We start from the raw sequence: 26,423 nt of genomic DNA, 5'->3' as shown, positions 1-26,423 counted from the left end.
TATTTAAGGCATTCATTTTCTTGCTTTTAGGCGCATTTTTATTTTCCGCCTGTAATAAAAGCTCTTTTCAAACCAGAAAAGGAAAGAAAAAACTGAAATATTATAATTCCATTCAGCACCAATAATCAATTTTTGATTTCCTGGCACAGTTCTATTAGTACGCCATTAGTGGTTTTAGGATGTAAAAAGCAGACTAATTTATTATCAGCTCCTTTTTTAGGCACTTTGTTGATTAATTGAAAACCTTCTGCTTTCAATCTTTTCATTTCTGATTCAATATTTTCAACCTCATAAGCAATATGATGGATGCCTTCTCCTTTTTTCTCAATAAATTTAGCAATGGCACTATCCTCAGTTTCTGCCTCTAGCAGTTCTATTTTAGTTTCGCCCATTTGAAAAAAAGAGGTAGCAACACCTTCACTTTCCACTTTTTCCAGTTTATAAGGGGCTTTATTGAATAGCTTACTGAAAAGTGAGTTGGCACTTTCCATATTTTTTACCGCTATACCGATATGTTCTACTTTCAACATGCTGTTTAATTTTGTGCGACTAATTGACTAACTTTGCATTTGAGAATGCAAAAATGCAGAAACTTTTCCATGGATAAAAAAGTTGGGATACTCAAAATCATTATTTAAATTTCAAAAAGGAAATAATTAAGGATGGAAACATCAACAGACATACATATAGAAGGTGCCAGGCTGCAGAAAGAAATCATAAACTATCTTGGCTTGAATGATAGTGAGTTGGTTTTTGAGTTTGGTTCTCAAGACGGGAAAGTGAAACTCGATTTGATTACCATTAATCCAAGGCACAACCAATCCTTTTTATTTCATTCAGAATCGGGCTATGATAAATTAGAAGCCCTAAAGAAAATGATGGATTATGTCAAAAACTACAGAGATAGGGAAAGTTCTTATACCATTCAGTGGATGACAAAAGATGATAAACAATTGCATACCTCTTATTTTAGAGCGAGCAATATTTTAGATAGTTTAGACAAACTTTACTACGGAAGAGATCGTAATACCATAACCGTTTTTAGTGTAGTGCTAAATCCAGTATCATAAATAAATATTTATAATCATGATTATTGTTACAGACAAAGCAAAAGATAGATTGGGAAAATTGAGAAGTGAAGAAGGGCATGCTGAGAACAGCAATGTCAGGGTTTCTGTTAAAGGTGGAGGCTGTTCTGGCTTGATGTACGATTTAAGCTTTGATGAGGAAGTTAAAGATGGGGACGAAATTTTTGAAGATAAAGGAGTGAAGCTTTTAGTAGATAAGAAAAGCATGTTGTACCTCTTAGGAACTACTTTAGATTTCTCAGACGGCTTAAACGGAAAAGGTTTTCAATTCATTAATCCTAATGCCACCAGAACTTGTGGTTGCGGAGAAAGCTTTTCAATTTAGATAATTACTTCTTGTAAAATCAAAATGGTTGATGGAACACCAACCATGGAGATCAACTTCCCCGGTCGGTGGCGCACCGACCGGAATATGATCTAAATGAAATCAAAAGATTTTAAGCTATTCTTAAGTAAAAACATTAAAACCAACCCTTGATATTTGCTAATGTCAAGGGTTTTTTATTCGCTGCAATGGAAATCAGGTGTATAGTGTTCATTTTATTATTTCCATGAAGAAATAAGTAGTTGAATTTGGCGCTGCCGATCATAGTTGTCTTTTCGATTTTGGCCATGCTACTGCTTTTGCCACCAGTTTTATTTTTTAATTGGGCTTGATTTATTTAGTTTAGGACAAATAAAAAGTCAATAATGCCATTTACTACATTTAATCCGAGCTATCAGGGAGAACGAACAAAGAGCTTGGAACGACAAATCCAAGGATTTCAAAAACTACTGAAAGCTTTGTCGGATAAAGAGATTCCTGATCCCGTCTTAAGCACAATTAATGAAGAAATTGAAAAAGTTAATAATGCGAAAACCAAACCTTTATTGACTGCTCAATTGGGAAAATCTTATAAAGAAATATTGAAGATTGCGGAAAAAGAACTGGATTTACTAGCCAAAAACCACTATACTTTTAAATGGTTGGCTATTGGAATGGCAGCTTTCGGAATTCCATTTGGTGCTGCTTTTGGTATGGCCTTGGATAATATGGCCTTCATGGGAACTGGAATAGGAGTAGGCTTAGCAATTGGTGTGGCTATTGGTGCTCAAAAAGATAAAGAAGTCAAATTAGCGGGTAACCAATTAGACGTGGAATTGTAGATTTTTCACATTCATCTTCTAAAAATCCACAGCAACTTTCCATATTTGCATAATGACGAAAGATAATTCAGCACCAATAGGTATTTTTGATTCTGGAATTGGCGGGCTTACAGTGGCACATAAAGTGAAAGAATTGATGCCAAATGAGAGTATGGTCTATTTTGGTGATATTGCCCATTTGCCTTATGGCGATAAATCTGCAGCGGCCATTCAGGCTTACAGTATTAAAGTCACAGATGTTTTACTCCAGCAAGGTTGTAAACTGATCTTGATTGCCTGTAATTCTGCCTCTTCAGCAGCTTTTGAATTAGTTAGGGAGTATGTAGGTTCCAAAGCAAAAGTATTCAATGTAATTGATCCCGTGGTTGAACATGTTTCGCAGCATTATAATAAACAAAAAGTAGGACTAATCGGCACTAAACAAACGGTCAACTCTAATGCGTATGAATCCAGATTAAAGCAACTTAACCCTGATATTGAATTAAAAAGCTTAGCTACCCCACTTTTGGTTCCAATGATTGAAGAAGGGTTCTTTGAAAATAGAATAAGTCATGATATAATCGAAGCTTATCTCCATGATGAAGCATTAGAGGAGATTGAGGCCTTAATTCTGGGCTGTACGCATTATCCGCTAATTAAAAATGAGATTGATAAATTTTACGGTGGAAAAGTAGATATTTTAGATTCGGCAACAATAGTGGCGAAAAGATTACAGCAATTTTTAAAAGAGCATACACTCTTGTCAGAAAATAAAATAAGAAAAGACAGATTTTTAGTTTCAGATATTACGGCTTCATTTGAGGCTTCAGCAAAAATTTTCTTCCACGAAGAAGTGCACTTAGAAAAATTCCCTATTTGGGATTAACAGGTATCTTAATTGTGAATTGAGTTCCTTGGTTAACGGTTGAGCTAACTGAAATTTCTCCTGCTAAGAATGAAATAGCTTTATGTGCCAAAAACAGACCTAAGCCAGAACCTTGGGTTTTATTGCTGATTTTAAAATAGGGTTTGAATAAGTCATCAAAATACTTTTCAGGAATTCCAAAACCATTATCCTTGACGTGAATGTAGAAAAAATAATTTCCTTCATCTGTAAAAATCTCTATTTCATTTTCCTCTTCACTTTGGTAAAGCAATGCGTTTTCTAATATATTATCTAGTGCTATTCTAAGTAGTGCCTTATTTCCCTGAACAGCTCTTGCATTTTGATTTATATTAACTGTAATGCGAGCATTTTGATCAGCAATTTCCATAGACATATCCTCAATGCACTCGTTTGTCAATTCCTCAAGGTCAACTTTTTCAATGGTATGGGTGTTGTTAAGTTCATAAGCCATTTGCAATTTAAACAACATCTTATCCATACTCATCGCTGTGCTGTGAACTTTGCTAAATAGCAGTTTCATTTGCTCCGGGTCTGAATTTATTTGAGCAATATTGTTCAAACCTAACAATGTTCTTATAGGTCTTCTGATGTCATGCGAGGCTCGATAAAGGTAAGTGTCAAGTTCCTTATTTATTTCCATCAATCGAGCAGTTCTTTCTGAAACCTTGGCTTCTAAAAGCTCATTTAACTTGTCAATTTTCTTATTTTTATTCCTAAGCATAAATACATACCATAAGACTACCAATAATGCTATAGCAATAATTATCAAAAGTGCGGTCCTCAACTTTAAATGGGAAGCTTGCAGCTGATTAGTATTTTGAAGTAGTTCTAATTTACTTATTTCTTGCTCCATTAGATGGCGTTCATGTAAGCTGGCGACATCATTACTGAGGTTGATAGAGTCCCTAATTAGATCTTGCTTGATATAATCTCTTAAATATTGATTGGCTAATGCTGTATCTCCATTTAATTCAGCAACTTTTGCTCCGACTTTCAAGTATTCGGCCTTTGTTTTAGGATTGGTTATAGGATACTTTTCTTCAATTTCTTGCATTTTATTAAAAGTGCTAAGAAGGTTGTCGAATTCTTCCGTTTTTAAATATATCCAGCTTAAATAAATCAGGGCATTCATTCCACTATTATAAACACCTGCATTAATGCTGGTCTCAAAATCTTTTTGAAGCAATGGGATTGCTAAATTGTAATCTCCTCTTTCATAATGTATAGTAGCCTTATTTCCATTATTAAGAGCCAGACGAACGGAGTCGTTCAAAGCTTTAGATATATCTACAGCTTTGTTTATATTTAGTAAGGACTCGTCAAACTTTTCAATTCTTCTGTATGCAATACCTTTTATTTCATACAATCCTAGTAAAGACATTGAATCCATTCTATTGAATGTTTCGATCTTATTTAAAGTGCTTAATCCCTTATCTGCGTATTCAACACTTATTACATTGTTCCAACCATTCAAATTTATAATGCCAATTCTATAGTAAACATGTGCTAAGAACGAAGGGTTTTTTATGTTTTTTATTAATGTAGAAGCCTTTAAATAGCATTCCAAGGATTGTACAGCCTTGTCAAGTTTATAGTAAAATTGAGCAAGCTTCAAATAAAGGAATGCTTGAAATTCTTGAACGGAATTGGTATTTGGAATTATTTTTGAAATTAGCTGAACTGCTAGTTCATTTTCCTTGTTTTTTTCCATCAAAGCAATCAATTCTAAGGAGCTTTGAAATTGTGGATACTTGGTGATTTCTGAGGTCGAATAATTTTCAACCTTTTTAACTAAGAATTCGTGGTTAATATTACTTTTCTCTATTTCTTTAAGTTCATAATTATAGAACCGAGTTAAAGAATCGAAAGTAATATCTTGGGTAAAACCTAATGATATAGTTAAAAAAAGTATGGATATTTGTAATAAAACAGCCTTTATCACTTTTATGCTTAGTTTATGTTTTGGTTTGAAGCGAATAGCATCAAAAAGTTAAACTCAAAAATAGGATTATTTTCAAACTTAACCTGTAACAATTAAGTAATTTCATCCCAATAAAACCATACTTCGGTCGAATATCTTACTTGGATTATTTTAAGGAGTGGTCTTATTAGAAGAAAAACATTGAACATCAATTATAATAAACTTAACTTTGTGTCTTAAGTAAAGAATCATGAGCGATATTATCAAACACGAATGCGGAATAGCCCTTATCCGCTTAAGGAAGCCACTTCAATATTTTATTGATAAATATGGACCACTTTATGCCATGAACAAACTCTATTTGTTGATGGAAAAGCAGCATAATCGAGGACAAGACGGAGCTGGAGTAGGAAATGTGAAGCTTAATGTGGATCCAGGTCATCGTTATATAAGCAGATATCGGTCAGTAGATAATCAACCTATCACACAGATTTTTAAGAAAATCTCCAAAAAGTATAAAAAAGCCAAAAAAGAAGGTGGGAAATGGTTTAACCAAGAGAAATGGTTGAAGGAAAATTGTGCTTTTACGGGAGAAGTTTGGTTGGGACATTTGAGATATGGTACTCACGGACAAAATGCCATTGAAAATTGTCACCCAATGTTACGTCAAAATAACTGGAAGAACAGAAGTTTGATGGTGGCAGGGAATTTCAATATGACCAATGTTGAAGAGTTATTTGATATTCTAACGGAGCTTGGACAGCATCCTAAAGAAAAGGTGGATACTGTTACAGTGATGGAAAAAATTGGTCATTTCTTGGATGAAGAAAACCAAAGGATTTTTGAAGCGCATAAGGATGAATACACGAATGCTGAGATCACCCAGATAATTGAGGAGAAGCTAGATTTATTGGATGTTTTACAAAGGGCATGTCGCGATTTTGATGGTGGATATGCTATGGCTGGAATAACTGGAGCAGGACATGCTTTTGTAGCAAGAGATCCATCTGGAATCAGACCAGCTCATTATTATGCTGATGACGAAGTAGTGGTTGTAGCTTCGGAGAAAACTGCTATTAAAACAGCTTTTAATGTTAATTATGCTGATATTCAGGAAATAAAGCCCGCTCATGCTCTAGTAATCAACACTAATGGTGATTATAAAATGGAGCAATTTATTGAACCTTTGGAAAGAAAATCGTGTAGCTTTGAAAGGATTTACTTTTCTAGAGGCTCCGACCCTGCAATTTATGCAGAGCGAAAAATGTTAGGCAAACTTCTAGTTCCCAAAATACTGGATGCAATCGATTACGATTTAGAAAATACGGTTTTCTCTTACATCCCCAATACAGCTGAAACTTCCTTTTTAGGAATGATGGAGGGAATGGAACAGCATTTGGCTAAAAGGCAACTGCAAGAATTAAGAAGTGCTCGAGAAGATGACCAAGCGTTAGAAAAATTATTGTCATTTCGCCCAAGAGTGGAGAAATTAGTCATTAAGGATGCTAAATTACGTACTTTCATCACGGATGATGCGCACCGAGACGACCTGGTTGCACATGTTTATGACACTACTTATGAAGTGATTAAAAAGAAGGTTGACACTGTTGTGGTAATTGATGATTCTATCGTGAGAGGAACCACTTTGGAGAAAAGTATCTTAAGGATGTTGGACAGATTAGAACCTAAGAAGATCATCATCGTTTCTTCTGCTCCTCAAATCCGATTCCCTGATTGCTATGGAATTGATATGAGCAAAATGAAAGATTTTATAGCCTTCAGAGCTGTTTTAGCATTGCTTGAAGAGACTAAGCAAGAAAATATTTTAGAGGAGGCTTATCAAAAGTGCTTGAATAGCGACAACACCAAGAATCATGTTAAGGATGTTTTTGCACCTTTCACATATGAACAAATCTCTCAAAAAATAGCAGAGTTGGTGAAAATCGATACCATTGAAGCAGAAGTGGAAGTGATTTACCAAACCGTAGAGAATTTACATAAAGCCAGCCCAGAACACACTGGGGATTGGTATTTTACTGGTGATTTCCCAACTCAAGGTGGAAATAGAGTGGTAAATAAAGCTTTTGTGAACTTTATGGAAGGAAAAGAAGTGAGAGCTTACTAAGGTTTGCAAGTTGACATGTTTACAAGTGGTCAGGTTAGTGGGGTGAATTTGTTCTAAAGAATTTTGGAAGATTTTCCGATTTTAACGTTGAAATAATGTAGAAATAAAATTGAAATAAATAGTTATGATCCTATTGTTTTAATTTTATTTCTATTTATTTCGATCATTTTCTTGTGTCCTTACTTCCATCACCCAACTTCCAACTTGCAACTCCATACACCTCGTCCCCTGCCTACTTTCCATTCTCGATTTACTTTCCTATTTTTAGCGAACGCTAATTGATTCAGGAAAGGATGTTTAAAAACTCATACGTATTTTTCATTTCGTTAACAGCTGCTCTAGGTGGCTTTTTATTTGGTTTTGATACTGCTGTAATTTCAGGCGCTGAACAAGCCATTCAGGAAATCTGGCGGCTATCCGACTGGATGCATGGCTTTTCTATTGCAGTTGCACTTTATGGAACGGTTATAGGTGCTTTGGCTGCTGGCTATCCTGCCAACAGATTCGGAAGAAAACCTATGCTTTTGCTTATTGGAGTGCTTTATACAGCTTCTGCCATGGGCTCAGCACTAGCTCCAGAAGTTAATAGTTTTATGTTTTTTCGCTTTTTAGGAGGTTTAGGAGTTGGTGCTTCATCAGTTATTGCGCCAATGTATATAAGCGAAATTGCCCCTGCAGGAAAAAGAGGGATGCTAGTAGCTTTATTTCAGTTTAATGTAGTCCTAGGGATTCTAATCGCTTATTTTTCTAATTATTTAATAGCCTTAGCTGATTTAGATAGTAGTTGGAGGTGGATGTTGGGCGTTGAAATAATTCCGGCTGTATTATATTCTTTATTAAGTATTCGATTGCCTCGAAGTCCACGTTGGTTAATTGCTAATCAAAATGATTATGAAGAGGCAAGAGTTGTATTAACTAGAACAGATCCAGAAAATGTAGATCGAATTATCCAAAATATTGAAAAGGAAAAAGCCAAAATGGAGCGCAAGGAAGGATTTTTTGCGCTCTTCAAAAAGAAGTATTTCAAATTCACATTAATGGCGATTTTAATTGCTTTTTTTAATCAATTGTCTGGGATCAATGCTATCATATATTTTGCTCCCAGGATTTTTGAATCGGCTGGTATAAGTACAGAAAATGGTTTGCTTTCCACTATGGGAATTGGATTTATCAATGTGATCGCTACTATGGTGGGTTTATATTTGATCGATAGAATGGGAAGGAAATTTTTGCTTTATTTAGGCTCAGCCGGATATTTAATTTCTTTGAGCTTAATGGCGATAAGCTTTAGCGGAAATATTATCCCATCTAATTTACTTCCTTTTTTCGTGTTTCTATTTATTGCTGCTCATGCAGTAGGAAGTGGATCCATTATTTGGGCTTTCATAGCGGAAATTTTCCCGAATAAATTAAGGGCTCATGGACAGTCTATGGGGAGTTTCACGCATTGGTTATTTGCTGCCATCATAGCTAATATTTTCCCTTATTTTGCCAGCACTTTCGGGTCTTCTGTTATTTTTTGGTTTTTTGCCGCCATGATGCTGATTCAATTACTATGGGCAATTTTCATTATGCCTGAAACCAAAGGAAGGGAATTGGAGGAAATTAAATAGTAGTACTCTTCAAAAAATGATTTGGCATTCATCCAGGAAAATATTATTATTGAATGTGGAAAAGTTAAAATACTTCAATATTTCTAGTTCTGCTCAAAAACCAATTCCCCAATTGGAAGTGAAAAGATTTGAATTGCAGAATCTACAGCCCATCTTCGATTGTTAGTCAATAGGCTTTTACATGCTTTTTTGAGTGTTGAATTCAAAACACTCCTTTTCAATTTAAATTTTACTCTACAATCGAATAATGAAGAAATTTGTATTAGCCATTCATGGTGGTGCGGGTACCATCCTTAAAAAAAATATGACCCCAGAGAAAGAAGAAGCTTACCATGAAGCACTTCGGGAAGCTTTAGAAGCAGGAGAAGATATTTTAAATAAAAAAGGAACAGCAATTGAGGCAGTTGCCGTTGCAGTAAGCGCAATGGAAGATAGTCCGCTTTTTAATGCAGGTAAAGGTTCTGTTTATTCTAATAGTGGAAAAAATGAAATGGAAGCCTCTATTATGGAAGGTGCCAAATTGAGGGCTGGGGCTATAGCAGGAGTCAGAAATATTAAAAACCCGATCCAATTAGCTAAATCTATCCTTTTTGATGATGATTTTGTGTATTTGATTGGAAAGGGCGCTGAAGAATATGGCGACAACAGGAAGTTGGAAAAAGCTGCGGACGAATATTTTCAAACTCGTTTCCGAGAAGAACAGTGGTTGGCAGCAAAAGGAGAAGGTAAAGTTTTACTAGATCATGACGCAGACAAAAAGTTTGGAACTGTAGGTGCTGTAGCTTTAGATATTGATGGAAATTTAGCTGCTGCTACTTCTACTGGTGGATTAACCAACAAAAAATACGGGAGAATTGGTGATAGCTCGGTAATTGGAAGTGGGACTTACGCCAATAATAATACATGCGCAATTTCATGTACTGGCTATGGAGAGTTTTTTCTCAGAGCTATAGTCGCATATGATGTTTCTTGCTTAATGGAATATAAGGGTCTTTCATTGAAAGATGCTTGTGAGCAGGTGGTGATGAAGAAACTTGTGGCGATGAAAGGAGAAGGTGGTCTGATAGCATTAGATGCTGCTGGTAATTATGATTTTAGCTTCAATTCAGAAGGAATGTATAGAGGAGTGGTAGGCTCTGATTTGGCTTTGAAAACTTATATATATAAGTAGCTATTATCCTCTCTATTACATTTAGAAAAGGAACGAAGGTTCGGGCTTGGAAGCTCGAACCAGCGATGAAGGTAAAAATGGCAAGCTAGGCGAGCTTCCTTGCTCGTGCTCTTGCCATTATTTGGATTTATTATGCTGCAATTACAGCTGTTTTCATTTTCTTTCCAATTCTCAAAACCTTTCCCATTATCAGGCTGTTACATCACCATAATCACAATTTGACTTATGGCAAAAAAGCAAACAGCAAAACCAATTGATACAAAAATTAAGGAAGCTTATGTAGACTATGTTTTAGAGCATGGAAAAGAACCTGCTTCTATTTACAAATTCGCTAAGGACTTAAAAATGAATGAAGTAGATTTTTACAATCACTTTAATTCTTTTAAAGCTTTGCAAAAGCATATCTGGGCTGATTTTTTAAAGGAAACCATTGAGAATTTACATGCAGAAGAAGCCTTTGTAGAGTATTCGTCTCGTGAGAAATTGTTGGCTTTATACTTTACTTTAATTGAAGTTTTGAAGGCTAATCGTTCTTATGCTATGATGAATCTACAGAAAATGAGAAAAGGCGATATGAAGCCAGCTTTCCTAGAAGCTTTCAAAAAGCACTTTTACAAATTTGTAGATGAAATTTTGCTTCAAGGAAAGGAGACGGAGGAAATCATTGATAGACCAGTGATTGGAGATCGTTATTCGGAAGGACTATGGATACAAACATTATTTATCCTTCAATTTTGGGCAAATGATGACAGCAAAGGTTTTGAAAAAACAGATGCTGCCATAGAAAAAGCAGTGAATGTTGCCTACGATCTGATGGGGAAAAGTCCATTAGATTCAATGTTTGATTTTGCCAAATTCATATTTCAAAACCGATAGTAATGAGCGATAGAAAAGAACAATCCAGAATACCTATTTCGAAAATTCAACGTGCCAGCAAGTTTGTATCAACTGGTGCTCGGGTTGGGGGAAATTATATAAAACATTATTCCAAAAAGGCTTTCAATCCAAAAATGGATCGTTCCCAATTGGATTTGGATAATGCCGAAGATATTTACGAATCATTAAGTGAATTGAAAGGTAGTGCATTAAAAGTAGCTCAAATGTTAAGTATGGACAGGAATTTATTACCACCAGCTTACCAAGAGAAATTTACCATGTCTCAGTACAGTGCTCCGCCTTTGTCTTATCCTTTAGTGGTGAAAACTTTCCAAAAAACATTGGGCAAAAGTCCGGATGCTATTTTTGATACCTTCACTAAAAGCGCTGTTAATGCTGCCTCTATGGGGCAGGTGCATCAGGCAACGAAAGGAGATAAAAAATATGCCGTTAAAATTCAATATCCAGGTGTAGCCGATAGTATCAGCTCTGATTTGAGATTAGTGAGACCATTTGCTACTCGCTTATTTAACATGAGTAATGCGGAATTAGATCACTATATGAGCGAGGTTGAGGGGAAATTGATGGAAGAAGCGGATTACGGCTTAGAACTCCAGCGTTCCAAAGAAATTACTGAAGCTATGGCTGGAAAAATTGATGGTTTATATTTTCCTAAGTATTATCAAGAGTTATCAGGTGATAGGGTAATTACAATGGATTGGTTGGATGGGGTCCACCTAAAAGAGTTTTTGGCTACCAACCCTTCTCAGAAAATTAAAAATAAAATTGGTCAGGCACTTTGGGATTTTTACAACTTTCAATTTCATGAATTAAGACAAGTACATGCTGATCCACATCCAGGCAATTTCATGTTTATGGATGATGGAACCATGGGAATCATCGATTTTGGATGTATAAAAGAAATCCCAGATGATTTCTATGAAAACTATTTCGCTCTGCTTAGGCCTGGTTTCATGCAGGATAAGGATGAAATCGATAAAAGATTTAAGGCTTTAGATTTCTTCCATGAAAAAGATTCACCAGCAGAAAGAAAAATTTTCAGTAGCGTGTTTTTGGAAATGATAGGAATGCTCAGTAAACCCTTTCAGTATGATACCTTTAATTTTGGCAATAATGCTTTCTTCGAGGAAATCTATGCGATGGGAGAGCGAGTATCTAACATGAAAGAAGTGCGCAACAGCAATGGTGCAAGAGGTTCAAAACATGGTTTGTATGTGAATAGAACTTATTTTGGACTTTACAATATGCTCAATCAGCTAGATGCTGAAGTGAAAATTACAAAACCTGAATGGTTGAATGGAAGCACTGAGAAAGTAGCTTAATTTATTACCGACAATTGTTTTAGGATGGCCTTGTGAAAGCATGGCCATTTTTTTTTGTCTTCATCGGAACCTCAAAAAAGTATTAGTTACTATTTATTTTTTTTTAACAGTTGTATTTAAATTTTAAAATACATAGATTTATGATGTATTATATAACTATGTAGTTGTAACTATTTATTTTTATCGCTGTATTATGAAAAAGTTATGGGTCTTTTTAGCTATTGTAACATCAATGTTCTTATTGTTGTTGTCTGCGCATATCGCTTATATTAATAGATATGTACCATCTGAAGAATTTCCAGAGGACATCTATCTTTCAAGAGTGGAGGTAAAAAAAGCACTGGTGATTTCTGCACATGACGATGATATCTGTGCCATGTCTGGGACTATCTCCAAATTAAATAAAGCAGGTTGGGAGATTAAACAACTTTGTTTTGATTCCAAAGATCGGGCAAGAAATGCAGCACATCTAAAGGCTGCAAGTTATATAATGGATGAAGCTTTATTCATTGATCTTGGAGAAGTGAGCTACCGAAAATTACATGATAGCATTCAATATTCATGGATGCCGATCCCCAAAGAGAGTTTTCCACTGGTTTACCAAAAAGATTTAGTTAAAAAGTATTTGGTAGGACAGATAGTTGACTTCAAACCTAGCATTATTTTTAGTCTGGATAATGTACTAGGAGGATATGGTCATCCGGATCATACATTTATAAGTGATTTGATCGTGGAAATATGTAAAGAGGATAAACGATCAGTTAAGAAGATATATCAATCCGTTTTTCCAGATTCCTATGAGGCTGCATTATTTCCCGATTTGGACAATAGAGCTGGAAAATATCCTAGTCCCTATTTTACTGCAAAGCAGATGTATAAAATTGATGGAATGCCTGAACCTCATGTGCAAATAAATATTTATGACAATTCCTGGAAAAAGAAAATGTTTTTATCGACCTATTTAGAGAATGAACGTAAAAATATTCGAAAGTTTTTGCCTGCTTATGAATACTATCCTCATTGGTTTTATTTTTGGCTTTTTGATAAAGAATATTTTAGAGTTATAGAATTTTAGATTGATTCTTAGGTTGACCTTATTTCGTTTTTTAATGCGATTTAAACAATAAAGTTTGGGCAGTGAAATAAATAAGATACAATAGTTTGAAGTTATAGACTAAAGGATTAATTTCATAGGAAACTATCAATAATCACAAATGAAATCTATTTTTAAGATATTTATCTGTATTTTTTTCTTTTTTATCTCAAGCTATGCTTTTGCACAAAATAAAATTGTAATTGACGATAGAACATCCATCCTTAACGCTCAAATTGAAAAGCAGCTGCAGCAAAAGTTTTTGGAAAAGAATTTGTTTTTGACTAATTCTGTAGATTTTCGAGAAAAGTGCAATTATTATTTCGCCTCCATTACCAAGGAGACTAAAGGTTATTTGTTTGAGGTAAGAGATTGCGATGATCGTTTGCTCGGGTCATATTTCGCTGGTTCCAATTTAGGATCCATCTCAGATCAGGAAAAAGAGATTATTGTTTTTTATAATCTTTGGGAGATAATTGAAAATCCAACTTACCCTGAAATAAAGTCAGAATCTAAGCCGACTGACGTTGAGGATGCTGAGAATTATGCGAATGCTGTATATTCTGAACATGATTCCCGCTATTTCTTTGCTCCATCTGCTCTTCCCCTTAAAAAAGGAGAGCTTTATTATAACTCTCTTTATTTTTTGGCTCATGATATTCAATATGGAATTAATGATCATCTTACGGTTGGGATGGGCACCACGATATTTGGATTTCCATTTTACCTAACCGCAAAGTATAGTATTCCCATTCAGGAAAATTCTCATTTAGCTTTTGGTGATTTGTTAATGGTAGGAACTTATGGAACTAATTTCTTTGGGAATTTGGCTTTTGCAACCTATACCTATGGCAATAGTCATAATAATATTTCCATAGGCGCTGGTCATTTATATTTCAGTCCAGAAGATGGTTCTGAAATTTCTTCTTCAATAGTGGGGAATTTATCGGGTATTGTGAGAGCAGGAACATATTTTTACTTCCTTTCAGAGAATTATTTATTCAGTTTTAAAGCAACAGAAAGTGCCACTAGAAGTACTCAATTATCGGATGGAACATGGTTGTTTGAAAGCGCAGAATATGAGACGCGTAGAAACATTTGGTATGGGTTAACTGGCATTCGTTTTGTCAGAAAAAGCAATGAATTAGTCAGTTGGCAATTTGGTCTGACTCATATGCTATTTGTAAGTGCTAAAGCACCAGCTCCCTACGATTCTCCTCAATGGGAAACCAACAGCTTTAATTCCGAAACGAGAATGATAGCATTTCCTACTTTTTCTTTTACTAGAAAATTTAAATTGTAAAGCATTTAAGAATTAATTTTTTACAACTTGATTGGGAAAGGAAACTAGATGTGATCCAAGATTATGAAACCAAAAAGAATGTGATTTCTTAAATTTCTTTTTCTATTCTGACATCTTTTACCCTTTCCATTGCAGCTGGTCAAGGAGAAACTAACTGTAAATCATAGTTGCGCAATTAAAGCATCTGATATTATCCAAGTATTTAACATTAATCACACTTAATAGTACCAACTATCATTGGGTTCTTCAATTATATATGTTGTATAACTAGAAGTTGCAAATATTCCGTACCCATTTTCAATGTTTGAATACATTTGGGTAGGCTCAGTAAAAGGCCCGGGATATTGATTGTTATCGATAGTGATTAAATAGAGGTAAAGCGCTCGGTTTATTTTATGGAACTCTATTTCATAGTTAGTAGCTTGATAATAGGTAGAATCGTCTGATATCGATTCATAGCTTCTCAAATCATTATACGCACCAAGCTTCATCTCGTACTCTTTGCCATTGAAGATGTCGTCTGAAAGAATAAAGTGGCCCCCTGAGTTAGGTAAATAGGTGTCTTGGGTTTGTGGGTCTATTGGCTCCAAATACACAAAATTTCTGACGCTAGTAGTATCTTCATCGCCCATGTTCCAATAAGTAGTACGTTGCGCAACTCTAGCCAAGTAATAATTTTCTTCATTTCCATCATCTTGTATTTTGATGGTTACAGTAGTGTTGTAAGAGTTGCTAGAATAACTTCCATTTGGATTTATCTCATATGCTATTTCAACTTCATTGTCTTGTAAATTACTGGGTATTTTTTCAGTTGAAGAAATCCTTTGATAATCATCATGGAGCACTTCAAATTCATAATTACTACCCGCTTTCAATTCTATACTTTCATTATTGTAAAACCCTTGATTAATATGGTTCAATTCTCCCATCTCAATGCCGTCTTCGAAGATGAGAACACGAGCATTATCAATGAAGCCTGTCCCTCTTTTATTAAATATAAATGAAGAATAGCTTATTTGAACCTCGGGACTTTCATTAGGTTTTAACCAAGTATTAAGAACCAATTTTTGTTCTTCTTCATCTATATCAATTTCAACTTCTTTTTCACAAGAGAAAAATGAAATACTAAGTAAGCTGAAAAATGCTATTTTGATACTATTTTTCATGAGGTCTGATTTTGAAATTATAAGTAATTGAAGGAATGAACTGGAACAAACTAATTTGATTGAAGCTAGTTTCTCCAATTGAATTTGTTCGCGTTTCGATATAGAAAGGGTTTCTTCTGTTGTATAAGTTATAGGCACTTAAAGTCCAACTTGAGCTACCCCATTTTTTATCTTTGTACCAAGTGACTCCAATATCCGCCCGGTGATAAGCAGGCATTCTATAGGCATTTCTGTCGCTGTATTGGTAGATGTCAGTGTTTCCATAGCCGTATTCATTTCGAAGTTCAGGAGTTTCATTTAAAGTCGGGTATTGTGCTATAGGTAAAGTGATTGAGTTTCCAGTCCCATAGACCCAAGTTCCGCTGATTTCCCAATCATCCCCAACTTTATAATTCATGACCAAACTGAGGTCGTGTCTTCGGTCATATTTATAAGGAAAAACTCTTCCGAAATTTAATTCTTCAAATTGTCGGTTGTTATAGGAAAGGGTGTAACCTAACCAACCGTTAAATTTGCCTTCTTTTTTTCTTATTAAAAACTCAGCTCCATAGCTCCACCCGTTTCCAACGGCTACTTTATCTTCCCAACTTTCAGAAACATTTAAGAAATTTGATCCTTCCTTATACTCAATGAGGTTGTTCATGTTTTTGTAATATCCCTCAATCGAGAAATCGTATTTACCATCCGCTAATAAGGAGGACATTCCTATTGCTGTTTGCTGTGAAAACTGTGGTTTTATGTTATCTGTTGCTGGCACCCACAAGTCGGTTGGTAAACCAATGCCCGAATTAGTTAAAAGATGAAGGAATTGAGCCATTTCAGCATAAGAGGCTTTAAAAGATAAATTTTTGTTGACCAGATACCGTGCTGACACTCTAGGTTGGAAGGAAGGATATAGTTCATCTTTTACTGCAAAAGCTGAAGTATGAATACCTGCATTTATTTTGAGATTATTAAAAGGCTCGAATTCATCTTCTACATAAAGTGAAAATTCATTACCGTAAACAGCTTTACTCTTAGGGATATCAAAATCATCCGAAAAATCTGCTTCAATATTAAAAGCTTCTGGCTGAAAAATGTGATAAATGTAATTCACTCCAAATTTTAGACTATGATCATTATTTAAAAAATAGTCAAAGTCCATTTTTAAGCCATAATCTTGAATTCCAGAATTGTAAGCAGCATAGAAGCTTTCTTCCTCCTCAGTTGTGGCAGTGGCATAACGATAATAACTATCGTTAAAAAGTTCGAAATTATATTTTGAATAGGTCGCTGTGGTGTTGAGGAATAAGCGATTAGAAAATAGATGGTTCCATCTTGCAGCTGTAGTGAAATTTCCCCATTTGATTCCAGCTTCATCTCTGTATTCTGAAATGGAGCCTCCATCATCAAACTCTTCTTCATAACGAGCATAAAATTTATCTGCTCCAGTATAAGCACTAAGATAGATTCGGTCTTTATCTGAAATTATATAGTTTGCTTTGCCGTTGAAATCATAGAAATAATAGCCTACATCAGCGCCTTCTGTAGCCATTCTTATAAAGGGTCTTGCCAATACATCAATATAAGTTCTTCTTCCTGATAAAATTATGGAACCTTTATCTTTCTTAATTGGCCCTTCCACTGAAAGTCTTGAGGCAATTAAACCAACCCCGCCTTCTGCTTGCCAATTTTTCATATTACCATCTTTCATGTTGATGTCAATTACAGAGGAAAGTCTTCCACCATATCTTGCAGGAAAGCCGCCTTTAATTACTTCTACATTGCTAATGGCATCAGCATTGAAAACGGAAAAGAATCCAAATAGGTGAGAAGCATTATATACTGGTACGCCATCAAGTAAAATCAAATTTTGGTCAGGGCCACCACCTCTAACATAAATCCCGCTGCTACCTTCTGAACCACTTTGTACGCCCGGCATCAATTGGATAGTTTTCAAGACATCTACTTCTCCAAGTAAAGCGGGTATTGCTTTAATGTTTTCCGAAGTAATTTTCATGCTGCTCATTTTGGTGAGTTCCAAGTCAGGTCTAGTGCCTTTAACCACAACTTCTGACAATGCATCGGATAGCTTCAATTCAAAATTAAGCTGTGTATCACCATCTAATTCAATGAATTTTTTGATTGTGGCATATCCCACGTAAGAAATTTCTAAAGTCGCAGTGTCTCCCGGAATGTTTAAACTATAAAAGCCGTAATTATTAGCAGCAGTTCCTTTCTTTGTGGCTGGCTGCCAAATATTGGCACCGATTAAATTTTCGCCTGTTTTAGCATCTTTTATATAGCCACTTATTCTGTTTTGAGCATGAGAATGCAACCCGAAACTAATCAGGATAAGCAGTAGTATGCAGTTTTTCATTAAGCTTGAGTTAGGTTGATAGTTTACTGTTTTTGAATCTAGATACAAACGTAGTTTAAATATTGATATTATAGAATAATGAAACTATTTATTTTAATCATTACAGATTTTTATGACTTAAATAAGACTGAAAAACTGTTGTTTGTCCTCCTTCATCGAATATTTTGATTAAATAATCTACTGGAAATAATTATTTTAATTTTAATGCGTAGTTTTGATACATCGCTTTTAAAGAAGAAAAAATTATGAACACATTTAAGAATTTATTGATTTATTCAGTTTCACTTATAGCATTATTTAGTTTGACTGCCATTTCTTGTGAAGATTTATCAGAAGAAGTTACTGTAGATGTTCCAACTGATTTAACAAAAACTTTTCGAGTATCAAGTACAGAAACTGGTGCTTTTGAAATTGTAGAACAAGTTGATTTGGCATCTGATGAGATTGCCGAAAGACGTGAGCAGATGAAGGATTTCACAGTTGAGTCTTTTAACTTTGCAGTAGTTGATAATTTAGAAGAAGGTAGTGGTATTCCTACTAATTTAGAGCTTTTGTTCTATGCAGGGGATAATAGAGTGGGAACTGGAACTGGAATTCTTAGTGGTTCAACATTTGAAGAACAATTAAACAGCCTTAGTTCTGAGTATGTTACGCAATTGAAAAATGCAGTTGAGACATATGTACTTGATGATGGTACTTTACTAGAAATTACTCTTGAAGGATTTGCAGATGTTCCAATGGATTATACCGTTACTTTTACTATGGAAGCCACTATTGAAGCTGGCGTGCAATAAAAATTTATAAATTATTGTATAAAACCTGTTTTCAAGCTGAGAGCAGGTTTTTTTTATGCTTACTTATTTCTATAAACATTATCGCAAATAATAGCAGTAGCCATTGCAGCATTTAAAGACTCAGCTTGCCCAATTTTTGGGATGGTTACTTTCTCTGAAATCAATGGAATAAGTTCCTTTTGAATTCCGTGTGATTCATTTCCAATTACTAACAGACCATCAGCTTCGAATTTAACTTGATGCACATTTTTCCCTTCTAGCAAAGCGCCATAAATTTTTCTGTTCTGATTTTTTCCTAAAAATTCTTTCAAATCTCTTCGATACAAATTAGTTCTGAATATGGAGCCCATGGAAGCACTTATTACTTTAGGATTATAAAATTCGGCAGTAGTTTCCGAGCAAATGATGTTTTTGATGCCATACCAATCTGCTAATCTGATAATAGTGCCTAAATTTCCTGGGTCTCTAATGTCATCTAAAACTAAATCAAAGCCATTTGAATCATATTTTGAAGGTGCTTTTTCATGCACCACAGCCAATGCATCGGTATTGCTTTGAAAAGCTCCCAAAGCACTTAATTCTTTTTCTTTTACAATGATTGGCTCAATCTCAGAACTATTAATCTCCTTTTGATGTCTACTTAAAAAATCTTCGCTGACAATTAAATATTTCAGTTTATAGGAAGAATTTAATAATTCAAGGGTATTTTTGGCTCCTTCAACTATAAATAGCTCTTCTTTTTGTCGGAATTTCTTTAATTGAAGAGATTTGATGAACTTTGTATTATTCTTAGTAAGCATTTATTCGATAGCACTAAAATTGAGTATAAAAATAATAAAATCCTTTCTACTGGTCAGTATCATATTTTTCACATCTTGTGTTGGCACAAGCTATTTGAAAAAAGATGAAAAACTTCTGTATAAACAGCGGATTAAAGGTAATGAAAATATTTCTTCTGATAGGTTAGATGACTTATTTACGCAAAAAGCCAATAGAAGAATTCTCCTACTTCCGATATCACCTTATGTAGCGTTTTATGAGATAGGGAAGCAATTTTATAACAAGGATCAAATTGAACAGCAAAAAGAGCAAGTACAAGAGTCTTTATCAGAGAGAATTAAAATGGCTCGAGAGCATGAGAAGTTTGCCAAAGCCTCAAGGCTTGAGAGAAAATTAAACAGGAAATCAGATAAGCTGAGCACCAAATTAGAAGATGGTAATATTTTGATGCGCTGGGGTGAACCTTTGGCTATTTATGATTCGGCTGCAACTGAAAGGACTAAAGACCAGATTAAACTCTTCCTAGAGTCAAAAGGGTATTTTGATTCAAAAGTTGATTATGAAACCAGTGAAAGAGGGCTTAAAGATAGAAGGGTAACAGTGACTTATAAGATTGAAGAAAATGAACCCTATTTTATTGACACTGTTTTTTATGATGTAGGCGATGATAAAGTAATGATGAGTGTACTTGTGGGTGGCGCAAGGAATAGATTGGTTAAGCCAGGTGATATTTACGATCAAAGCAAGTTAACTTCAGAGCGGGAGAGAATAGAAACATTGATGAAAAATAATGGGTATTATACCTTCTCTCGACAATTTGTAGAATTCAATGTCTTTCGTGATCCAGACACCACAGCCTTAGGTTTAGAAGTGTTAATTAACAGACCCCAGGATGCTCTGCAACATAAACGATATACTTTAGATGCGGTAAATTTTACGACTGATGTAAATACACAACTTGGTGGGGTAAAAAGGACAGTCGAGAAATTCAATTCCATTAATTATTCATATTATAAATATTCTTATAAAAAGAGGATTTTGGATCAGCGTGTCTTTTTAAGACCAGGTGAATATTATAGCCTTGAAAAAACCTTAAATACCCAACGTCAATTGGCTAATCTTGACATGTTCCGATTTGTGAATGTAAAATATGATACAGCAGGAGGTGATTTTGTGGCAAACATTTTCACTAGTCCATTAGAGAAGTATCAGTTGAGCAATGAAGTAGGTGTAAATGTAAATGTGACGTTCGGTCTACCGGGTCCTTTTTATAATGTATCTTTAAAAAACAGGAATCCTTTTGGTCGTGTTGAGATTATGGAGCTTTCTGGTCGTTTGGGTTTTGAAGGAGTGGCCAACTTATCAGATCAAACAGATGTTACCACAGCCACAGAAGCACGAGCAAATTTGTCTTTCACTTTTCCGCACTTTTTATTTCCGTTTGGAACCCAGCTTAAATCTCGCTTTGCATTATTAAATCCCAAAACCAAAACAGGATTGGGATTTAATTATACTAAAAGACCAGAATATATTCGAAGTAATTTAAATGGTTCTTATGGTTATTCCTGGCAAAATAAAAAGAGATGGATATTTGACCTGACGATTACTGATATTAATCTTATTGAGTCAGATTTACAAGATGATTTTCGAGAAGCTTTAGATGAGCAAGCTACCTTTGGAAGGCAGCTGAGTAGATCATTTCTGCCATCATTTGTTTCAAGCAGTTCAATCAATATTTCTAAAAACTTCAATAACTATGGGCAAGCTAATAGTCGGGCAAGTTTTATAAAATTCTTTGTAGAAACTGGTGGGAATCTTTTAAATATAAATGCCATCAGTAATAATATAAATGATGATTCATTAGCTTACTTTCAGTTTTTGAAAGCTTCTGTTGATTACAGGACTTATATTCCTTATGGTAGAGAAAGCACCTTTGCCTATCGATTTCATATTGGAGCTGCAAAACCCTATGGTGAATTTTCACGAGGCTTACTACCTTACGAAAAATACTATTTTGCAGGAGGTAGCAATAGTATTAGAGCATGGGCTCCAAGAAGGCTAGGACCAGGAAGTTTTGTGGAAACAGATGAGGAAGGGAATTTTATTTATAATTTTGAAAGACCAGGAGAAATTATACTGGAAACTAGTATAGAAGTAAGGCGCAATTTGATAAGTTTTCTAGATGGTGCACTTTTTGTCGATGCAGGAAATGTTTGGTCTTTTTCTGAAAACGATGAACCTGGTAGTGATTTCAAATTAGATAGATTTTTCAATGAAATCGCCATAGGAACAGGTTTTGGCTTAAGAATTGATTTTTCTTTTTTAATTATGCGTTTTGATTTGGCCTTTAAATTATATGATCCTGCAAGAGAAACAGGCGAACGTTGGACGATAGATGAATGGAACCTAGGGACAAGAGATAATTATGGGCCAGCCTTAAATATAGGGATTGGTTATCCTTTCTGATTTTTCTTTTTCCTGAAGATATTCTTTATATCCTCAAACGATTCCTCGAAACTATCAGCAATATCTTTAATTACCTCTTTATTATCTTCGGTGAAATGATCAAAATCTTTTTCAAGCGATTCCTTACTTTTTTTTAATTCTTGTAATCGCTCTTTTAATTCTAACTTTTCTGAAATATTGCTTTGACTGATTTCGGAAAATAAACTGTCTATTTTTTTCCTGCTTTGCTAAAGAATTCTTCAGCCTTGCCTCTTTTGTGTTCCATCTATATTTGATTTTTAAATACTACTTAAAGCTAACAATTTTTATGATTGAAATTGAAAGACTCTTTTACTAAAATACTAGGAAGTAGATGTCTCTATTTGCTTTTTTTACTGTCTTTTTGCTCTTTAAGAAATTTTTCTGGTGTCCTTTTCTTATACCACTGCATAATTCCAAAACTTAGAAAGAAGCCTGAACCAGAGCCCTCCATAATAATGATAAAAGAAATCAAAAATGCGTTGAGATAATTGCCAAATGGCTCTACATTCTTTATTTCTTGTAGAAACTCAGGATTCGACAGCAAATAAATGAAAATATAAATTGCAAATGCTAGTGAAGAACTAACCGCAGTAAACATGCCTGTACCTATTCCTTTAAAATAGTCGAAATCACTATTTCTATTTTTGATTGATTTGATGGAATAAAATACTCCCGCCCCCATGATAATTATATTGAGGGTTCGTAATTCTAAATTATGTTCTAATCCTGCTGCCATCATAATGAGGAAATAGGCAACAAGACCTATAAAAACAATTATTCCTCCAATAATTCCATTGTATTCAATTGAATCTTTTTTCATTGCATTTTAATAATTGGTTATGTATTTAACACGGCATCACAGTAATTGTTGTTGCTTTCTTACATCATATCCATTTTCAGATTAAATCGTGCTAGGTATTAATTATAGCATTTCATCGAATTATCCGTGAATTTCCTTGCTTATCCTTTATATTTGCAGTCGAAGATTCAACAAGAGGTTTCGATGCCACGAAAAGCACTTAAATTAAATTTTATATCCTTATTGATAATTGCAGTATTGATGTCTGCTTGCGTAAATCAAGGAGGACGTAAATCAATGCCGAAGAAAAAACCATTACCCTGTCCTGTGAAAGATTGTTAATTTATGAGAAAAATAGTTATTGCCATAGACGGATATTCAGCCTGCGGTAAAAGCAGTACTGCAAAAGAAGTAGCAAGCCAGTTGGGGTACAGTTATATTGATTCAGGAGCAATGTACAGAGCAGTAACTTTGTATTTTCATGAAAATTATGTTACCGTTGATAATCCTAAAGACGTTTCAAACGCTTTAGATAAAATCAATATTTCTTTCGTTTTTAATGAAAGAAAGGCATCCAGTGAAACTTATTTGAATGGCTTGAATGTTGAGGAGGAGATTCGAAAAATGTACATTTCTAATCAAGTAAGTAAAATAAGTGCAATTTCGGAGGTGCGTAAAAGCATGGTCAGCCAACAAAGAAAATTAGGGAAGAAAAAAGGGGTGGTAATGGATGGAAGGGATATTGGTTCAAATGTATTTCCTGATGCTGAATTAAAAGTATTTATGAACGCTGGTCTGGAAATAAGAGCTGAAAGAAGGCAAAAGGAGTTGTTAGAGAAGGATCAATTAGTGCCAATCCCTGAGATTGAAGAAAATTTATTGGCGCGTGATAAAATGGATTCTGAAAGAAAGGAAAACCCATTGGTAATCCCTGATGATGCTTATATTTTAGATACGAGTGAATTGACATTGCCCGAGCAAGTAGAATATGTTTTGCAATTGGCAACAGAAAAAATGATTAAACATGACAGCTAAACTTAAGGTAACAATTGATCAAGATTCCGGCTATTGCTTTGGAGTTGAGTATGCTATAAGAATGGCAGAAGACGCAATGGAGGATTCTGAAAAATTATATTGTTTGGGAGATATAGTCCATAATGATATGGAAGTCAAGAGACTCTATAAAAAAGGACTAAGGGTGATCAATCATGACGAATTGAAACAGCTACATGATTGTAAAGTCCTCATTCGTGCACATGGAGAGCCTCCTGAAACTTATAGAGTAGCTATGGAAAATAATATCGAACTTATTGATGCTAGTTGCCCAGTGGTCTTAAAATTGCAGAACCGAGTGAAAAATGCCCATGATAAGATGTGCACTGATAAAGGTCAAATTGTTATCTACGGTAAAAAAGGCCATGCTGAAGTTACAGGTTTAAATGGGCAAACAAATGGAAATGCCATCATCGTAATGGATGAATCAGATTTGGATAAGATTGATTTTACAAGACCAGTAACATTATTTAGTCAAACAACCAAAAGCACAACTGGTTTCTACGATATCAAACAGAAAATTGAGAGCAGGTTGAAACTAGCTCAATCAGGAATACAAGAAGAGAAAGCTGCAAAACTTAGCGCCAATGATAGTATTTGTAGGCAGGTATCCAATAGAGAGCCTAAGTTGAACGAGTTTTCCCAGCAGCATGATGTGATATTGTTTGTAAGTGGTAAGAAGAGCTCAAATGGGAAAGCATTGTACCAAGTATGTAAAGCTCAAAACGCCAATAGCTATTTTATTGAAAGCGAAGATGAGATAGATAGCACATGGTTTGAAGGCTTTGATACAGTTGGAATTTGCGGTGCTACTTCCACGCCAATGTGGTTAATGGAAAAAGTGAAAAATTTTGTAGAAAATATTGAACACCAAAGCCTTCAAAGCTGTTAACAAAAAAGTTTAAATTTCATTTTAATATACGTGCTAATAATGCGCTAAAAGATTTTTTTTAGCAAAATAATTCTTAATTTTGCCTCAATTTCAAATAAGGGTTCATTGTTAAATAAAGACATGTCTCATACCATTAAACTTAAAAAAGGTTTTGATATCAATCTAGCTGGTAAAGCAGAGAATAAGATATCAAATGCACCTAAACCGGAAACATTCGCGATAAAACCAACTGATTTCCCGGCTATTACAAGGCCCAAGTTATTAGTAGAAGAAGGTGACACTGTTAAAGCAGGTTCTCCACTTATCTATGATAAAATGGCTCCAGATGTCTTGTATTGTTCTCCAGTGAGTGGAGAAGTAGCTGAAATCAAAAGAGGTGAAAAGCGAAAGCTATTAGAATTAAGGATTTTAGCAGATAAAGAAAATGAATTCGAGGATTACGGAAAGCATTCCAAATCTGATCTGAAGTCATTAGATGCTCAAAAAGCTAAAGAAACTATGCTGAAAAGTGGTGTTTGGCCTAACATTATCCAAAGACCATACGGTATTGTTGCAAATCCTGAAGATTCGCCAAAAGCAATCTTTATATCTGCATTTGATACGCATCCCTTAGCGCCTGATTATAACTTCATTTATAAAGAGGAAGAAGAAGCATTTGCAGCAGGTCTAGAGGTGATAAAAAAATTCACTGAAGGTAAAGTACATATTAATATTTCTGAAGATAAAGAAATGTTAAAGATGTTCAGCCAAGCAGAAGGTGTCCAAATCAATAAATTTTCTGGTAAACACCCATCAGGTAATGTTGGAGTTCAAATTCATCATATTGACCCTATCAATAAGGGAGATATTGCATGGACTGTAAAACCATATGGAGTAATCCAAATTGGTAAGCTTTTCTTAACTGGAAAGTATGATGCTTCCAAAAAAGTAGCATTGACAGGTTCGGAAGTAAGTGAGCCGCAATACTATCAAACATACGTTGGTGCTTCGATTAAAAATATCATCAAGGACAACATCTCTGGCGATCACGTAAGATATATTTCTGGAAACCCACTAACTGGTGAAAGAATTGAGGCCGATGGTTATATTGGCTATTACGATGAGCAGATAACGGTTGTTCCTGAAGGAGATTTTGAAGAATTATTAGGATGGATTAAGCCAACTACTTCGAAATTAAGTATTCATAGAGCTATTGGTTTGTTATCTTTCTTAAACAAAAAGAAAGAATATGTATTAAATACCAATACTAATGGAGAAGAAAGAGCATTTGTATTAACTGGAGAGTTTGAAAAAGTTCTTCCAATGGATATTCTGCCTAACTACTTGTTTAAAGCGATTATGGCTGAAGATTATGATGAGATGGAAGCTTTAGGTATTTTTGAATTAGTGGAAGAGGATGTAGCTTTATGCGAATTCATAGATGTTTCTAAGCATGAGCTGCAAGCCATCTTAAGAAAAGGAATCAATTTAATGATAAATGGATAAAAGATAATTAATCCTTAGGGTTAATATCAATAAATATAATCAT

At 34.7% G+C, this 26,423-nt stretch carries 22 protein-coding genes; 16 read left to right on the top strand and 6 right to left on the bottom strand.

Annotated features, from left to right (window positions below):
• Positions 1–125: 125 nt before the first annotated feature.
• Complete coding sequence (gene mce / locus FTRAC_RS07890; protein WP_013453712.1) at positions 126–530, bottom strand: methylmalonyl-CoA epimerase; 405 nt, start codon at positions 528–530, stop codon at positions 126–128.
• A 132-nt stretch (positions 531–662) separates the two neighbouring features.
• On the opposite strand from mce, the gene FTRAC_RS07885 reads away from it, so the two are divergent.
• The 4 genes from FTRAC_RS07885 to murI all read left to right on the top strand — a co-directional run bounded on the left by FTRAC_RS07885 (position 663) and on the right by murI (position 3,099).
• On the top strand, positions 663–1,070 hold the full coding sequence (locus FTRAC_RS07885) for a hypothetical protein (protein WP_013453711.1): 408 nt from the start codon (positions 663–665) through the stop codon (positions 1,068–1,070).
• A 16-nt stretch (positions 1,071–1,086) separates the two neighbouring features.
• Positions 1,087–1,413, top strand: coding sequence for a HesB/IscA family protein (locus FTRAC_RS07880; protein ID WP_013453710.1), 327 nt, complete (start codon positions 1,087–1,089; stop codon positions 1,411–1,413).
• 365 nt (positions 1,414–1,778) lie between these two features.
• Complete coding sequence (locus FTRAC_RS07875) at positions 1,779–2,234, top strand: hypothetical protein (protein ID WP_013453709.1); 456 nt, start codon at positions 1,779–1,781, stop codon at positions 2,232–2,234.
• Positions 2,235–2,286: 52 nt separating this feature from the next.
• Positions 2,287–3,099 (top strand): glutamate racemase, encoded by an 813-nt coding sequence (murI, locus tag FTRAC_RS07870; protein ID WP_013453708.1) that lies wholly within the window; start codon positions 2,287–2,289, stop codon positions 3,097–3,099.
• Here the strand turns inward: murI and FTRAC_RS07865 are convergent.
• Positions 3,086–5,062, bottom strand: coding sequence for a tetratricopeptide repeat-containing sensor histidine kinase (locus FTRAC_RS07865; protein ID WP_013453707.1), 1,977 nt, complete (start codon positions 5,060–5,062; stop codon positions 3,086–3,088). The two genes, murI and FTRAC_RS07865, sit on opposite strands and share 14 nt — an antisense overlap.
• A gap of 229 nt (positions 5,063–5,291) precedes the next feature.
• On the opposite strand from FTRAC_RS07865, the gene FTRAC_RS07860 reads away from it, so the two are divergent.
• The 7 genes from FTRAC_RS07860 (at position 5,292) to FTRAC_RS07830 (ending at position 14,565) form a co-directional block, all read left to right on the top strand.
• Positions 5,292–7,166, top strand: coding sequence for an amidophosphoribosyltransferase (locus tag FTRAC_RS07860; RefSeq protein WP_013453706.1), 1,875 nt, complete (start codon positions 5,292–5,294; stop codon positions 7,164–7,166).
• Positions 7,167–7,459: 293 nt separating this feature from the next.
• Positions 7,460–8,779 (top strand): sugar porter family MFS transporter, encoded by a 1,320-nt coding sequence (locus tag FTRAC_RS07855; RefSeq protein WP_013453705.1) that lies wholly within the window; start codon positions 7,460–7,462, stop codon positions 8,777–8,779.
• A gap of 247 nt (positions 8,780–9,026) precedes the next feature.
• Positions 9,027–9,950, top strand: a complete 924-nt coding sequence (locus tag FTRAC_RS07850) for an isoaspartyl peptidase/L-asparaginase family protein (protein WP_013453704.1) — start codon at positions 9,027–9,029, stop codon at positions 9,948–9,950.
• A 225-nt stretch (positions 9,951–10,175) separates the two neighbouring features.
• On the top strand, positions 10,176–10,826 hold the full coding sequence (locus FTRAC_RS07845; protein ID WP_013453703.1) for a TetR/AcrR family transcriptional regulator: 651 nt from the start codon (positions 10,176–10,178) through the stop codon (positions 10,824–10,826).
• Between the two features lie 2 nt (positions 10,827–10,828).
• Positions 10,829–12,169, top strand: a complete 1,341-nt coding sequence (locus FTRAC_RS07840) for an ABC1 kinase family protein (RefSeq protein WP_013453702.1) — start codon at positions 10,829–10,831, stop codon at positions 12,167–12,169.
• A gap of 193 nt (positions 12,170–12,362) precedes the next feature.
• Positions 12,363–13,244 (top strand): PIG-L family deacetylase, encoded by an 882-nt coding sequence (locus tag FTRAC_RS07835; protein WP_041649631.1) that lies wholly within the window; start codon positions 12,363–12,365, stop codon positions 13,242–13,244.
• Positions 13,245–13,383: 139 nt separating this feature from the next.
• Positions 13,384–14,565, top strand: a complete 1,182-nt coding sequence (locus FTRAC_RS07830) for a hypothetical protein (RefSeq protein WP_013453700.1) — start codon at positions 13,384–13,386, stop codon at positions 14,563–14,565.
• Between the two features lie 218 nt (positions 14,566–14,783).
• Here FTRAC_RS07830 and FTRAC_RS07825 read toward each other — a convergent pair whose 3' ends face one another.
• On the bottom strand, positions 14,784–15,731 hold the full coding sequence (locus FTRAC_RS07825; protein WP_013453699.1) for a DUF4249 domain-containing protein: 948 nt from the start codon (positions 15,729–15,731) through the stop codon (positions 14,784–14,786).
• Positions 15,721–18,090 carry a TonB-dependent receptor gene (locus FTRAC_RS07820; RefSeq protein ID WP_041650529.1) on the bottom strand — a complete coding sequence of 790 codons (2,370 nt, stop codon included), beginning with the start codon at positions 18,088–18,090 and terminating at the stop codon, positions 15,721–15,723. The genes FTRAC_RS07825 and FTRAC_RS07820 overlap by 11 nt, the downstream gene beginning before the upstream one ends.
• Before the next feature lie 245 nt (positions 18,091–18,335).
• Here FTRAC_RS07820 and FTRAC_RS07815 point away from each other — a divergent pair, with 245 nt between their 5' ends.
• Positions 18,336–18,884 carry a hypothetical protein gene (locus FTRAC_RS07815; protein ID WP_013453697.1) on the top strand — a complete coding sequence of 183 codons (549 nt, stop codon included), beginning with the start codon at positions 18,336–18,338 and terminating at the stop codon, positions 18,882–18,884.
• Between the two features lie 59 nt (positions 18,885–18,943).
• On the opposite strand, the gene FTRAC_RS07810 is transcribed toward FTRAC_RS07815, so the two are convergent.
• Positions 18,944–19,684 (bottom strand): RNA methyltransferase, encoded by a 741-nt coding sequence (locus FTRAC_RS07810; RefSeq protein WP_013453696.1) that lies wholly within the window; start codon positions 19,682–19,684, stop codon positions 18,944–18,946.
• A 19-nt stretch (positions 19,685–19,703) separates the two neighbouring features.
• On the opposite strand from FTRAC_RS07810, the gene tamL reads away from it, so the two are divergent.
• The gene (gene tamL / locus FTRAC_RS07805) at positions 19,704–22,130 is read left to right on the top strand and encodes a translocation and assembly module lipoprotein TamL (protein WP_185094448.1); all 2,427 of its coding nucleotides are present in this window, start codon (positions 19,704–19,706) and stop codon (positions 22,128–22,130) included.
• A 358-nt stretch (positions 22,131–22,488) separates the two neighbouring features.
• Here tamL and FTRAC_RS07800 read toward each other — a convergent pair whose 3' ends face one another.
• Positions 22,489–22,971: a DUF4199 domain-containing protein gene (locus tag FTRAC_RS07800; RefSeq protein ID WP_013453694.1), complete on the bottom strand. Its 483-nt coding sequence runs from the start codon at positions 22,969–22,971 to the stop codon at positions 22,489–22,491.
• Positions 22,972–23,295: 324 nt separating this feature from the next.
• Here FTRAC_RS07800 and cmk point away from each other — a divergent pair, with 324 nt between their 5' ends.
• The 3 genes from cmk (at position 23,296) to FTRAC_RS07785 (ending at position 26,380) form a co-directional block, all read left to right on the top strand.
• The gene (gene cmk, locus FTRAC_RS07795; protein ID WP_013453693.1) at positions 23,296–23,985 is read left to right on the top strand and encodes a (d)CMP kinase; all 690 of its coding nucleotides are present in this window, start codon (positions 23,296–23,298) and stop codon (positions 23,983–23,985) included.
• Positions 23,975–24,895 carry a 4-hydroxy-3-methylbut-2-enyl diphosphate reductase gene (locus FTRAC_RS07790; RefSeq protein WP_013453692.1) on the top strand — a complete coding sequence of 307 codons (921 nt, stop codon included), beginning with the start codon at positions 23,975–23,977 and terminating at the stop codon, positions 24,893–24,895. Before cmk ends, FTRAC_RS07790 begins: the two co-directional genes overlap by 11 nt.
• 120 nt (positions 24,896–25,015) lie before the next feature.
• The gene (locus FTRAC_RS07785) at positions 25,016–26,380 is read left to right on the top strand and encodes a Na(+)-translocating NADH-quinone reductase subunit A (protein ID WP_013453691.1); all 1,365 of its coding nucleotides are present in this window, start codon (positions 25,016–25,018) and stop codon (positions 26,378–26,380) included.
• The last annotated feature ends 43 nt before the right edge of the window (positions 26,381–26,423 follow it).

Origin of the sequence: Marivirga tractuosa DSM 4126, assembly GCF_000183425.1 — a bacterium.
GTDB classification, from domain to species: domain Bacteria; phylum Bacteroidota; class Bacteroidia; order Cytophagales; family Cyclobacteriaceae; genus Marivirga; species Marivirga tractuosa.
This window is presented reverse-complemented; position numbering and strand designations above follow the sequence as displayed.